This is a genomic window from Mycobacterium sp. UM_Kg27 (genome assembly GCF_000972905.1).
Lineage (GTDB): Bacteria > Actinomycetota > Actinomycetes > Mycobacteriales > Mycobacteriaceae > Mycobacterium.
This window is the reverse complement of sequence record NZ_JRMM01000124.1, coordinates 1-12928: the sequence shown is the minus strand read 5'-3', so window position 1 is coordinate 12928 and position 12928 is coordinate 1. Positions and strand designations below refer to the sequence as shown.

The 12928-nt window shown below is 68.7% G+C and carries 12 protein-coding genes and 1 pseudogene; 1 reads left to right on the top strand and 12 read right to left on the bottom strand.

Annotated elements, in window-relative coordinates; translation table 11 throughout:
• From aroC to LI94_RS16940, 11 genes are all read right to left on the bottom strand, one after another.
• Positions 1–904: chorismate synthase (gene aroC, locus LI94_RS16990; RefSeq protein WP_046301916.1), on the bottom strand; the 904-nt coding region annotated here is incomplete at its 3' end.
• A gap of 123 nt (positions 905–1027) precedes the next feature.
• Positions 1028–1411, bottom strand: coding sequence for a hypothetical protein (locus LI94_RS16985; protein ID WP_024442169.1), 384 nt, complete (start codon positions 1409–1411; stop codon positions 1028–1030).
• 185 nt (positions 1412–1596) lie between these two features.
• Positions 1597–2034, bottom strand: a complete 438-nt coding sequence (locus tag LI94_RS16980; protein WP_024442168.1) for an A24 family peptidase — start codon at positions 2032–2034, stop codon at positions 1597–1599.
• A 10-nt stretch (positions 2035–2044) separates the two neighbouring features.
• A complete protein-coding gene (locus tag LI94_RS16975; protein WP_046301915.1) occupies positions 2045–2872 on the bottom strand; it encodes a shikimate dehydrogenase in 828 nt (275 codons plus the stop codon).
• Positions 2850–4103 (bottom strand): endolytic transglycosylase MltG, encoded by a 1254-nt coding sequence (locus LI94_RS16970; RefSeq protein ID WP_024442166.1) that lies wholly within the window; start codon positions 4101–4103, stop codon positions 2850–2852. The genes LI94_RS16975 and LI94_RS16970 overlap by 23 nt, the downstream gene beginning before the upstream one ends.
• Positions 4096–4620 (bottom strand): Holliday junction resolvase RuvX, encoded by a 525-nt coding sequence (ruvX, locus tag LI94_RS16965; RefSeq protein WP_024442165.1) that lies wholly within the window; start codon positions 4618–4620, stop codon positions 4096–4098. Before ruvX ends, LI94_RS16970 begins: the two co-directional genes overlap by 8 nt.
• Positions 4617–7310: an alanine--tRNA ligase gene (gene alaS / locus LI94_RS16960; protein ID WP_024442164.1), complete on the bottom strand. Its 2694-nt coding sequence runs from the start codon at positions 7308–7310 to the stop codon at positions 4617–4619. The genes ruvX and alaS overlap by 4 nt, the downstream gene beginning before the upstream one ends.
• Before the next feature lie 84 nt (positions 7311–7394).
• A complete protein-coding gene (locus LI94_RS16955) occupies positions 7395–7793 on the bottom strand; it encodes a secondary thiamine-phosphate synthase enzyme YjbQ (RefSeq protein WP_164517992.1) in 399 nt (132 codons plus the stop codon).
• A 51-nt stretch (positions 7794–7844) separates the two neighbouring features.
• Positions 7845–8750 carry a CoA ester lyase gene (locus LI94_RS16950; protein WP_024442162.1) on the bottom strand — a complete coding sequence of 302 codons (906 nt, stop codon included), beginning with the start codon at positions 8748–8750 and terminating at the stop codon, positions 7845–7847.
• 28 nt (positions 8751–8778) lie between these two features.
• Entirely contained in the window at positions 8779–9963 is a 1185-nt protein-coding gene (locus LI94_RS16945; RefSeq protein WP_046301914.1) for a CoA transferase, read from the bottom strand.
• A gap of 8 nt (positions 9964–9971) precedes the next feature.
• A complete protein-coding gene (locus tag LI94_RS16940) occupies positions 9972–11327 on the bottom strand; it encodes an LLM class flavin-dependent oxidoreductase (RefSeq protein WP_046301913.1) in 1356 nt (451 codons plus the stop codon).
• A gap of 67 nt (positions 11328–11394) precedes the next feature.
• Here LI94_RS16940 and LI94_RS16935 point away from each other — a divergent pair, with 67 nt between their 5' ends.
• Positions 11395–12054: a GntR family transcriptional regulator gene (locus tag LI94_RS16935; RefSeq protein ID WP_046301917.1), complete on the top strand. Its 660-nt coding sequence runs from the start codon at positions 11395–11397 to the stop codon at positions 12052–12054.
• Positions 12055–12074: 20 nt separating this feature from the next.
• Here the strand turns inward: LI94_RS16935 and LI94_RS16930 are convergent.
• Positions 12075–12928: pseudogene (locus LI94_RS16930) on the bottom strand (replication-associated recombination protein A); the annotation flags it as partial.

The following is a 12928-nucleotide window of genomic DNA, read 5'->3' as shown; positions in this document are numbered from 1 at the left end:
CCTCGAGGCCGCCGGCCCGGTTGGTGGAGCGCACCACACCGTCCGGCCCGGGGTACATCTCGTCGTGGGCCGCGCTGCCGCGCCGGCGTGCGGTGGTGAAGCCGTCGCCGATCTCGACGCCCTTGATCGCCTGGATGCCCATGATCGCGGCAGCCAGCTGGCTGTCGAGCCGGTCATCACCGCTGATGAAGGAGCCCAGACCGATCGGCAGGCCCGACACGACCACCTCGACCACACCGCCCAGCGTGTCGCCGTCGGCCTTGGCTGCCTCGATCTCGGCGATCATGGCTTCCTGGGTGCCGGCGTCAAAGGCACGCACCGGGCTGGCATCGATGGCGGCCAGATCGGCCGGTTGCGGCACCGGACCGTCGTAGGGGTCGGACGCGCCGATCGAGATCACGTGGGAGATCACCTGAACGCCCAACGCCTGGTCCAGGAATGCCCGGGCGATGGTGCCCGCGGTGACGCGAGCGGCGGTCTCACGTGCGCTGGCGCGTTCGAGTACCGGGCGGGCGTCGTCGAAGCCGTACTTGAGCATGCCGGCGAAGTCGGCGTGGCCGGGTCGCGGGCGGGTCAGCGGCGCATTGCGGGCGCCGCCCTCGCCGTCCAGCACCGCCGGGTCAACCGGATCGGTGGACATCACCGTCTCCCACTTGGGCCATTCGGTGTTGCCGATCTCGACGGCGATCGGACCGCCCAGGGTGATCCCGTGCCGCACCCCCGACAGCACGGTGACCGCATCGGCCTCGAACTTCATCCGGGCCCCGCGGCCATAGCCCAGGCGCCGGCGGGCGAGCTGATCGGCGATGTCAGCCGAGGTGACGGCCACTCCCGCGACCATGCCCTCGACCAGGGCCACCAACGCGCGACCGTGCGATTCCCCGGCGGTTATCCAACGCAACACGTGTCCCATCTTCCCATGCCGGTCAGGCCCGCCCGGGCTTGGAGGAGGTTACGGTTGCACACACGCACGGCTCAGTGCTGCGGCAACCGGGATTCGATCCGGTTCGAGACCCGCCAGCCGGGTTCAGGAACCGTTTTTGAGGATCAGGTAGGTGACGGCGTCGCGACCGTTGCTCGGCGAGGTCACCGCATTGAGCTGACTACCGGCATTGCCGACCACCCCGTCGAGGATCTGGTCGAAGTCCTCCGCGGAGGTCTCCGGGTCGATCAGCACTAACGGCGATTCACCGGGCGGGACAGCGGAACTCGGGTCCAGCAGGTAGCCGCCGAAGGAATCCGCGTTGGCAGCCGAGGTCTGCGCAAACAGGTCCAGCCATTGCACGGTGGCGTCGTTTCCCTCGGCGCTGGACAGCTGAATCGCCGGAACCTGCACGTCAGGCAAGGACGGAGATGCCATGTTGCCGGCAAGGACGATGCCCCCACCGACGGCGACCGCGGCAGCTGCCACGCCCCCAACTACAGCTCGCTTCACGGTCACCCCCTCTGGCTACGCACCGGTCAGCAGCAGTTCAATAGAGCCGATGTTACCTAATAGCGGGCTGAGCGGCAAACATTTCCTGGCAAGGTCACAGGCGACGTTAATTTACGTTCCCTGAGCATTACATCCCCGAACCGGCGCCGGCAGGCACCCGTTCACCAGCCGGCCAAGCCCGCCGCCAGGGCGCTGGCCAGGCACATCGACGGCCCATGCGGCACCGTCGGCCCGCGGCCCGCCATCGCCACGAACAGCCCCCACAGCCCGGTCAGCAGCGGCGCGGCCAGCGCCGCCAGCAGCCACACGTCAGCGCCGAAGGACCCGGTCAGCGCCCCGAGCGCGACCGCCAGCTTGACGTCGCCGGCACCCAATCCGGCCGGGGCGATCAGATGAACGACCAGATAGACCCCGGTAAGAGCCGCCGCGCCCGCCAGCGCCGCCGGTCCTCGACCCACGACGGCAGCCAGCGCCGGAACCAGCACCGCCGCAGGCAGCGTCAACCAATTCGGCAGTCGGCGCTGGCGGATGTCGTAGCCGCTCAGCAGCGTCAGCCACGCCAGCACTGAACCCGCCGCCACCACTTTCGGCCCGTCCATGGCGCCATGCTCAGCCGAGGTCGGCGACCGCGCAAGTCATCTCCGCGCGAGGCGCGGGCCGGCCTGTGAACAGCTCAACCTGGGTGAACGCCTGATGCAGCAGCATCTGCAGGCCGCTGATCACGGTGCCGCCGGCGGAGCTCACCGCGGTGGCCAATGGCGTCGGCCACGGATCGTAGAGGGCGTCCAGCAGCACAGGCACCCCGGCCAGAACCGGCGCATATCGGGCTGCGACGTCAGCCGGAAGAGTGCTGACCAGTACCGACGCGTCGGCGGCCGCCGCGGCCAGGTTCGGGTCATCGAGTGCGCAGAAGCGAGCCGGCACACCGACTTCGGTGGCCAACGCCACCACCCGCGCGGCGTTGTCGGCGTTGCGCGCGGCCACCGTGATGTGGCTGGCACCCAGTTCGGCCAGCGCCACCACCGCGGCCGGCGCGGTGCCGCCGGAGCCCAGCACGATCGCTGACCCCGACACCGAACCGAGCGCCCCGCTCACCCCGTCGACATCGGTGTTGTCGGCTAACCATCCGGTTGCGGTGCGTACCAGTGTGTTCGCCGAGCCGATACGTTCGGCGCGGCGGGTGCGTTGGTCGGCGAACGCCAAGGCCGCGAACTTGCCCGGCATGGTGACCGAGACGCCGACCCATTCCGGTCCGAAACCGGCGACCAGCGCCGGCAACTCCTCGGCGCCACATTCGATGCGCTCATAGGTCCAGTCCGGCAGACCGAGCGCCCGGTAGGCCGCCAGGTGCAGTTGCGGTGACCGCGAGTGCGCGATGGGCGAGCCCAGCACCGCGGCCCGCCGCGGCCCGGGCTCAGCGGGAGCTGTCGAGGACACCGTTGTCCAGCGCCATCTCGATGTTGGTCAGGTGCTGCTGGTAGTTGTGCGTGAACAAAGTGGTGCCATCCTTGTCGATCGTCACAAAGTACAGCCAGTCGCCCGGCTCCGGATGCTCAGCGGCATGCAGGGCGTCGGTGCCCGGTGAGCAGATCGGAGTGGCCGGCAGACCTTCGGACGCGTACGTGTTCCACGGCGTCACCTTGGCCCGGTCGGCGTCGGTGGTGGCCACCTCCTGGCGGTCCAGCGGATAGTTGACCGTCGAATCGAACTCCAGCCGCTGCGGCTCCCCCAGCCGGTTGTCGATCACCCGGGCCACCTTGGCGAAGTCGCGCGGCAGCGCTTCACGTTGCACCAGTGAAGCCACCACCAGCATCTCGTAGGGAGTCATGCCCAGCTGCACGGCAGTGCCCGGCAGGCCGGACCTGTCCAACTCCGCACTGCTTTGGCTGATCAATTTCGCCAGCACGGTAGGCGCCGACGCGGTCGGGTCGACGTTCCAGGTGCCCGCCGTGATCAGCCCCTCGATGCGACGGTGGTCGCGCCCCATCTTGCTGACCGGCCCCAAGGCCCACTCGGGCACCGACAGTGCCTGCGGCGTCTCGATCTCCGCGGCGCGGCGCAGATCCTGGGCCTTGAGACAGGTACGTTCACCGTTGAGGTCCAGGCAGCTGGCCTCGGCGATGAGGGTGAACACTCCAGGAGTCACCCGGTCGGTCTTCATGTCGGTGGTGTCGTCGAGTTGACGACCCTCCGGAATCACCAGCTTGCCCACCCGATTCTCCGGGTCGCTGAGCTGCTGCACCGCAGTGGCGGCTGGGATCTCGGCCCGCAAGCGGTAGAAGCCGGGCTGGATCGCCGCGATGGCGGAGTTGCCCTGCGCGGCGCTCAGGAACGTCCCGACGTTGGCGATCACCCCCGCCTCCAGCATGGTTTCGGCGATCGCGGTGGTGAAGTCGCCCTCGTGCACCTCGATCAGCACCTGCTGGCCGCCGTCACCGGTGAAGTCGACGACGGGACCACTGGAGTGCCAGTACTTGGACCCCACGAAGACCCCGGCGATCGCGACCAGGACGATCAGCGCCACACCGAGGCCCCGGGCGATGCGGCGGTGCCGGTTGAGCTGGCGTCGCCGCCGGTTCTCCCGGGCCCGCTGGGTGCGGCTCATCCGGCGCCTCGGCGGCCCTACCGCCGCCGGTCTGGCCTTCTTCCCGAACTGGTCGTCAGACATCGTCGTCCTCCGTCGGGGCCGGCGCGCCCAGGGCCCGGCGCTGGTCGAGCCAGCTCTGCAAAATCGTCACCGCGGCGGCCTGGTCGATCACCGAACGCTGACGTTTGGAACGCATCCCGGCCTGGTGCAGTGACCGCGCCGCGCTGACCGTGCTCAGCCGCTCGTCGGCCAGCCGCACCGGGGCGAGCCGACGTCGCTGGGCCAATACCCGGGCCAGGTCGTCAGCCACCGCGATGGCGTCCGCGGCGGCCGAGCCGGCCCGGTCGGCCAGGGTGCGCGGCAAGCCCACCACCACTTCGACGACGTCATATTCGTCGGCAAGGTCAGCCAGGCGGCGCAGGTGCGAGCCCGACGCGTGTCGTCGCACGGTCTCTACCGGGGTCGCCAAGAGTCCGTCGGGGTCGCTACACGACACTCCGATCCGCACACTGCCCACATCCACCCCGAGTCGTCGCCCGCGCCCGGGATCGTCCGACCTGCCGGGCCGGTCCGGGGTGCGATGGTGGGGTGAGGTCACGCCGGCGCGCTCCGGGCGACCGACGCGCGGATCGCCGCGAGCGCGGCCTCGATCCCGGCGGGGTCCTTACCGGAGCCCTGCGCCAGATCGGCCTTGCCGCCGCCGCGGCCGGACACCGCCGCCGCCAACTCCTTGACCAGGTCGTCGGCGCGCAACCCGAGCTCTTGCGCGCCGGCGTTGGCGGCCACCACGTAGGGAACGCTGTCGTCACCATCGGCGATGAGAGCCACCACCGCGGGCGTCTCCCCCAGCTTGCCGCGGATGTCGCCGACCAGCGAACGCAGGTCGCCTGCGCCGATTCCGCCCGACATCCGCTGCGCCACCAAGCGCACGTTACCGATTTGTTCGGCGCCGGCGGCGGCGTTCACCGCGGCCGCTCGGGCACTGGCCAGCCGGGCGCGGTCCAGTTCCTTCTCGGCGGCCTTGAGTCGCTCGACCAGGTTGGCCACCCGGGCCGGCACTTCCTCGGAGGGCACCTTCAACGACGAGGCCAGCCCCGCCATCAGCGCCCGCTCCTTGGCCAGATGCCGGAACGAGTCCAGCCCGACATAGGCCTCGACACGGCGCACACCGGAGCCGACCGACGACTCTCCCAGGATGGTCACCGGACCGATCTGCGCCGAGTTATGCACGTGGGTGCCGCCACACAGTTCCAGCGAGAACGGCCCGCCGATCTCGACGACGCGCACCTTCTCGGGGTACTTCTCGCCGAACATCGCCATGGCGCCCATGGCCTTGGCCTTCTCGAGTTCTTCGGTGAAGGTGTGTACCTCGAAGTCGGCCTGCACCGCCTCGTTGGTGACCTCCTCAACTTGGCGGCGTTGCTCATCGCTGAGCGCGCCCTGCCAGTTGAAGTCGAACCGCAGATAACCGGGCCGGTTCAGCGAGCCGGCCTGAACCGCATTGGGCCCCAACACCTGCCGCAGCGCGGCGTGCACCATGTGGGTGCCCGAGTGGCCCTGGGTGGCCCCCTTGCGCCAGCCCTGGTCCACCGCTGCAGTGACCGTGTCACCCTCGACGAATTCGCCGGACTCGACGTTGACCCGGTGCACGAACAGTGTCTGGGCGATCTTCTGCACGTCGGTGACCGTCGCCTGGGCAGCCCCGGCACTGATGGTGCCGGCGTCGGCGATCTGTCCGCCGGCCTCGGCGTAGAGCGGGGTGCGGTCCAACACCAGCTCGATGCGATCGGCGGCCATGCCCTTCTGGTCCTCGTGCGATACCACCGGCACCCGCTTGCCGTCGACGAAGATGCCCAGGATGCGGCCTTCGGTGGTGAGCTCGTCGAACCCGGTGAACTCGGTGGGTCCGGCGTCGATCAGCTCCCGGTAGGCGCTCAGGTCGGCGTGGGCGTGCTTGCGCGCGGCGGCGTCGGCCTTGGCCCGCTGCCGCTGCTCGGCCATCAGCGTGCGGAACCCGGCCTCGTCGACCTGCAGGCCGGCCTCCGAGGCCATCTCCAGCGTGAGTTCGATCGGGAATCCGTAGGTGTCGTGCAGGGCGAAGGCGTCGCTGCCGGAGAGCACGGTGACCCCGGCAGACCGGGTGGCTGCCGCCGCGTCCTCGAACAGCTTCGAGCCCGAGGTCAGGGTGCGGTTGAACGCGGTCTCCTCGGCAACCGCGATCCGGCTGATCCGGTCGAAGTCGGTGACCAGTTCCGGATACGACGGACCCATGGCATCGCGCACGGTAGCCATCAGGTCGCCGACGATCGGGCCTTCGATGCCCAGCAGTTTGGCCGAGCGGATCACCCGGCGCAGCAACCGGCGCAGCACGTAGCCGCGGCCGTCGTTGCCAGGGCTCACGCCGTCGCCGATCAGGATGGCCGCGGTGCGGGAGTGGTCGGCGATGATCCGGTATCGCACGTCGTCGGCGTCATTGCCACTGTTGTAGCCACGCGGCGCGCGAGTGGCCACCAGATCGATGACCGGCCTTACCAGGTCGGTCTCGTACACGTTGTGCACGCCCTGCAGCAGGAAGGCAACCCGCTCGATGCCCATGCCGGTGTCGATGTTCTGGCGCGGCAGCGGCCCGAGGATCTCGAAGTCCTCCTTGGAGGTGCCCTCGCCGCGCTCGTTCTGCATGAAAACGAGGTTCCAGATCTCGATGTAGCGGTCCTCGTTGGCCACCGGGCCGCCGTCGACACCGAACTCCGGGCCGCGGTCGTAGTAGATCTCCGACGACGGGCCGCAGGGCCCGGGGATGCCCATCGACCAGTAGTTGTCGGCCATGCCACGGCGCTGGATCCGCTCAAGCGGCAGTCCCGCGATCTCCTGCCACAACGCGATGGCCTCGTCGTCGTCGAGATAGACGGTGGCCCACAGCCGTTCGGGGTCGAGTCCGTAACCACCGTCGGCGACGCTGCCCGTCAGCAGCGTCCAGGCCAGCTCGATCGCACCGCGCTTGAAGTAGTCGCCGAACGAGAAGTTGCCGGCCATCTGGAAGAAGGTGTTGTGCCGGGTGGTGATGCCCACCTCGTCGATATCCGGCGTGCGGATGCACTTCTGGATGCTGGTGGCGGTGGCGTACGGCGGGGTGCGCTGACCCAAGAAGAACGGCACGAACTGCACCATGCCGGCGTTGATGAACAACAGGTTGGGGTCATCCAGGATCACCGAAGCGCTGGGCACCTCGGTGTGGCCCGCTTTCACGAAGTGATCGAGGAAGCGTTTCCTGATCTCGTGTGTCTGCACTATCTATCGCTTCCCGCCGTCTCATCCGTTTAGACGGCACTACAGTACCGGGCTGCCGATCGGGTTCTCTGCAGGCAAGGATCCTCAGGTGGCGGCGACGCCGACAAAGCTCAACCGCACACTTCGACGAGGGTTGTCGCGGTTCAGGTCGACCAGCACCACCGACTGCCAGATGCCCAGCAGCGGCTCACCGCCGGCCACCGGAACCGTGATCGACGGTGCCACGATCGCCGGCAGCACGTGATCGGCGCCGTGCCCGGGCGAGCCGTGCGCGTGCCGGTAGCGATCATCGCGCGGCAAGAGCCGCTCGAGCGTGTCGACCAGGTCGGAGTCCGAGCCGGCGCCGGTCTCGATGATCGCCACCCCGGCCGTCGCATGCGGCACGAAGACGTTGCACAGCCCGTCACCGTGGCGGGCACAGAACGACCGCACCTGATCGGTGAGGTCGACGGTGCGACGCCGCGAGGTGTCGATGTCGAGCACTTCGGTGTTCACCAGCTCCAGGGTAGGGGCCGCCGCCACTCTCGGGCGGAGTCAGCGCTCCCCGTTTATCAGGGCTACCCGCGCCAGGGTGTTCTGCGCCATCTTGACGTGCGCGGCGTCAACCAGCACGCCGTCGACCCCGACCGCGCCCAGCCCCTTCGCCTCACCCTCGCGGTAGGCGGCCATGTTGCGTTCAGCCAGCGCGATCTCCTGGGCGGTCGGCGAGAACACCGCGTTGGCGACCGGGATCTGGGTGGGGTGAATCGCCCACTTGCCAGTGAAGCCGTACAGCGAGGACCGGCGGGCCTCTGATTCGTAGCCGTCGCGGTTTGCGTAGTCGGGGTAGGGCGAGTCGATGGCCTCGATGCCGGCGATGCGGGCCGCGACAACCACCTTGTTGCGGGCGTAGTGCCAGAAGTCGCCTGGGTAGTCCCAGATCGGTACGAAGTTGGTGTCCACCCGCGCGCCCTGCGACAGCGAGAAGTCGCCGACTCCGAAGATCAGCGCGTCGATCCGCGGACTGGCCTTGGCGATCTCCTCGGCGTTGGCCAGCCCCTCGACCTCCTCGATGAGCACCTCGAGGCGGATCTGGTGTTCCAGGCCGAGTTTGGCCTCCAGCTGGGTGAGCAGCAGGTCGACCCACCAGACGTCGCGGGCGGTGCAGGCTTTGGGGACGACGATGGTGTCCAGGTTGTGGCCGGCGGCGGTGACCACCTCGATGATGTCATCGTGGCACCATTGCGTATCTAGACCGTTGATCCGGATGGCGCGCGCGGTGCGTCCCCAGTCCAGGTCGTTCAGCGCGGTGATCACCTTGGCGCGGGCGCCGACTTTCTCGGCGGGCGCGGTCGCATCCTCCAGGTCGAGGAAGACCAGGTCTGCCTGCGAGGCGGCCGCCTTGGCGAACATGTTGTGGTTGGCAGCGGGCACGGCCAACTCGGAACGGCGCAACAGCATGGGGCGATCTCTCCTTGAGGTTCGGGGGTCACAACACGCCGCGGGCGTGCAGGTCGTCGATGTCGGATGAGGTGAGGTCGAGCAGTTCGCGGTAGACCTCGGTGTTGTGCTCCCCCAGGCGAGGGCCCAGGTGTTCGACGCGCCCGGTCGCGTCGGAGAAGCGCGGCACCGGGGCCTGGACGGTCATGGCGCCGAGTTCGTCGTCGTCGACCTTGACGAAGACTTCGCGATGCGCCAGCTGCTCGTCGGCGACCAGGTCGGTGATGTCATATACCGCTGCGGCCGCGACCTGTTTGGCGTCGAACACCGCCATGGCTTCATCCAGGGTCTTGGTGGCCACCCAGTCGGCGACCACCTGATCGACTTCGCGGGCGCGGGCCAGCCGGCGCTGCGGGTCGCTGAAGTCGGCGTCGTCCACCAGGTCGGCGCGCCCGATCGCCCGAAACACCCGCAGTGCCAACGCCGGTGAACTGCCCGACATGGCCAGCCAGCGGCCGTCGGCGGTGCGGTAGGTGTTGCGCGGCGCCGAGATGTCCCAGCGGTTGCCGGCTCTGGTCGGCACCAGACCGAGTTGGTCGTAGCCGAGCAGGGTCTGCTCGAGCAGGCGAGCCAGCGGGTCAATGAGGTTGACGTCGATCAGCTGACCCGACGCGCCGTGCATGTCGCGGTGATACAGCGCCATCATCACCGCGTAGGCGGCATTCAGCGACGCGACGCCGTCGGCCAGCATGAACGGCGGCAGCGTGGGTGGGCCGTCGGTTTCACCGGTGATGTTGGCAAAGCCGCTCATCGCCTCACCGAGCGTGCCGAAGCCCGGCCTCTCACTCTTGGGACCGGAGAGCCCGAAGCCGGTGATGTGCAGCATCACGATGCGGTCGTTGACCGCCCGCAACGCCTCGTAGTCCAACCCCCACGCGCGCAGGGTCTGTGGACGGGTGTTGGCGATCACCACATCGGAGTGGGCCACCAGCTTGCGCACCAGATCCTGGCCTTCGGGCAGTCGTAGGTTGCAGGTGATCGAGCGCTTGTTGCGCGACACCGACTTCCACATCAGCCCGACGCCGTCGCGCTGATTGCCCCAGCCGCGGATCGGGTCCCCGGAGCCGGGTTGCTCGACCTTGATGACGTCGGCACCGAACTCGCCGAGATAGGTGGCCACCAGCGGCGCCGCTGCCAAGGTGGCCAGGTCGAGCACCCGGATGCCGGCCAGCATCGCGCCTGTCATGCCGGTACGGCGGCCGCGGCGGGCCGGGGCAGGCCCAGGTGCTCACGCAGGGTGTTGCCTTCGTAGTGGGTGCGGAACAGTCCGCGGCGCTGCAGCTCCGGGACGACCATCCGCACCACATCCTCATAGGAGCCCGGTGAATGCGTTGCGGCCAAGACGAATCCGTCGCAGGCGCCGCCGTGGAACCACTCCTCCATCTGGTCGGCGACTTGGGCTCCGGTGCCGACAAAGCGTGGTCCCTGTAGCAGCGTGGCCCGATGCCCGGCCAGGTCGCGCAGTGTGATGTCACCGCCGATGTGAGTGCGCAGGTTCTGCACCAGGCCGCGGATTCCCGACACCGAGGCGATCAACTCGTCGGTGATCGGGTCGTCGAGGTTGTGCTGGGCGAAGTCGTAGTTCATCAGCTCCGAGAGCAGCGTGAGCGACGCCATGGGGTGCACCAGGTCGTTGAGCAGGGTCTGTTCGCGGTCTTTGGCCTGCTCCTCGGTCTCGCCGAGCACCGCGTAGGCCATCGGGCAGAGCTTCACCGTGGCGGGATCACGCCCGGAGTCACCGATGCGCTTCTTCTGATCGGCGTAGTGACTGCGTGCCACCTCGATGCCCGGGTCCCCGGTGAAGATCAGATCCGCCCAGCGGGAAGCGAAATCGCGGCCCCGCCCTGACGATCCGGCCTGCAGGATCACTGGGCGGCCCTGCGGGGTTCGAGGCACGGTCAACGGGCCGCGCGAGGAGAAGTACTCGCCGATGTGGTTGAGTTCGTGCACCTTGGCCGGGTCGGCGAAGATGCCGGCCCCGCGGTCGGCCACGATCGCGCCGTCTTCCCAGGTGTCCCAGAGCCCGGCGACGACGTCGAGGAACTCATCCGCTCGGTCGTAGCGTTCGTCGTGGCTGAGGTGGCTCGCCAGGCCGTAGTTGTGGGCCTCGCTGTCATTGACCGAGGTGACAACGTTCCAGGCCGCCCGGCCACCCGAGAGGTGGTCGAGGCTGGCGAAGGTGCGGGCCACGTGGAACGGCGGGTAATACGTGGTGGAGTAGGTGGCGCCCAGGCCGATCTTCGAGGTCGCCTGGGCGAGAACGCCGAGCACGACGGACAGATCCAGCTTCACGGGCCGCGCGCCGTAGCGGACCGCTTCGGCGACCGAACCGCCGTAGATGCCGGGCATCGCCAGTCTGTCGTCGAAGAACATCAGATCGAAGCAGCCCTCTTCGAGCTGCCGACCGATCTTGGCGTAGTAGGAGGCGTCGAGGTAGCCGTGCTCGGTGGCGGGGTGGCGCCACGATCCGGCGTACACCGAGGCGTTGCCGGCTTGCATGAAGGCGACCAGCGCCATCCGGTCGGTCCGTGTCGTCATGCCCCATATCTACCATCTGATATATCAGATATCAACTATTGGATTTCAAGGCGTGTACGATCCGTCTGTGGCGGCCAACAATGTCGACATCGGTGGCACCGTGCGCGAGCGCGCGGCCCGCGAACTACGCAATCGCATCCTCACCGGTGAACTGGCGCCCGGAACCCGCCTCGACCTCGACGCCATCACCACCGAGTTCGCCACCAGCCGCACACCGGTGCGCGAGGCCCTGCTGGAGTTGTCCTACGAAGGCCTGGTGGAGGTCGCACCGCGCAGCGGCGTCACCGTGATCGGGATTCGCCCCGAGGATGTGCTGGACAGTTTCACCATCCTGGGCGTGCTGACCGGGCAGGCCGCCGCCTGGGCCGCCGAGCGGATCTCCCCCACCGAAGTCGAGCGCCTGCGGACGCTGGTCGCCGACGTCGAGGCCCTACGCGGCTCGGACGCCATCGGCGACGCCAACTGGGAGTTTCACCAGGAGATTCACCGGGCCGCGCATTCGCCGCAGCTGCTCATCCAGATCCGGCATGCGGCGCGGGTGGTACCGACGAACTTCCTGACGGTGTTTCCCGAGCACGAGCACCATTCACTGGAAGACCACCGCAAGCTGGTCACGGCGCTGGCCACTGGCGACGCGGAGGCATCGCGCGCCATCGCCGAGCAACACGTCCTCGACGCCGGGCGCTCGCTGGCCGATTGGCTGGGCCAAGCCGGCTCGGCCGGCTGACGAAAAGCACGCCTGGTGAGCTAGCGGCGCCGGATGATGGCCCTGAGTCGTGCCAACCGCCCGCCGATCTCGCGTTCCGCACCCCGGCCGGTGGGTTGGTAGTAGTCCACCCCGACCAGCTCATCGGGTGGATATTGTTGCGGCACAACGCCGTCTGGATGGTCGTGGGCGTACCGGTAACCGACCGCATTGCCCAGGGACTGCGCTCCCGCATAGTGCCCGTCGCGCAGGTGCGCCGGAACCGCCCCGGCCTTGCCGGCCCGGATGTCGGCCATGGCCGCGCCCAGCGCGGCGGTCACCGCGTTGGACTTCGGCGCTGTTGCCAGATGCACGGTGGCGTGCGCCAGGGTCAATTGCGCCTCGGGCATGCCGATCAGCGCGACGGTCTGCGCCGCGGCCACCGCGGTCTGCAGCGCGGTCGGATCGCCCATCCCGATGTCTTCGCTGGCCAGAATCATCAGCCGACGGGCGATGAACCGTGGGTCCTCCCCTGCCACCAGCATCCGGGCCAGGTAGTGCAGCGCGGCGTCGACGTCGGAGCCGCGCACCGACTTGATGAACGCACTGATCACGTCGTAGTGCTGATCACCATCGCGGTCGTAGCGCACCGCGGCCTGATCCAGGGATCCCTCGACGATCTCCACGGTCACCCGTCGGCCCGCCTCAGCCGCCACTTCCAGTGCGGTCAAGGCCCGGCGGGCATCGCCGGCGGCCAGCCGAACCAGCAGGTCGACGGCGTCGGGCGCCACCTCGATGCGTCCGCCCAGGCCGCGCTCGTCGTCGATGGCGCGCCGCAGCACCGCCGCGATGTCCTCGGGCTCCAGTGGCCGCAGCTGCAGGATCAGCGACCGGCTCAGCAGCTGTCTCTTATACA

Excerpts from the sequence above, each read along its gene's own strand:
- LI94_RS16980 (WP_024442168.1), bottom strand. The coding sequence starts at position 2,034 with ATGGACGGGCCGAAAGTGGTGGCGGCGGGTTCAGTGCTGGCGTGGCTG.
- LI94_RS16970 (WP_024442166.1), bottom strand. The coding sequence starts at position 4,103 with ATGTCTGACGACCAGTTCGGGAAGAAGGCCAGACCGGCGGCGGTAGGG.
- LI94_RS16945 (WP_046301914.1), bottom strand. The coding sequence starts at position 9,963 with ATGCTGGCCGGCATCCGGGTGCTCGACCTGGCCACCTTGGCAGCGGCG.
- LI94_RS16950 (WP_024442162.1), bottom strand. The coding sequence starts at position 8,750 with ATGCTGTTGCGCCGTTCCGAGTTGGCCGTGCCCGCTGCCAACCACAAC.
- LI94_RS16940 (WP_046301913.1), bottom strand. The coding sequence starts at position 11,327 with ATGACGACACGGACCGACCGGATGGCGCTGGTCGCCTTCATGCAAGCC.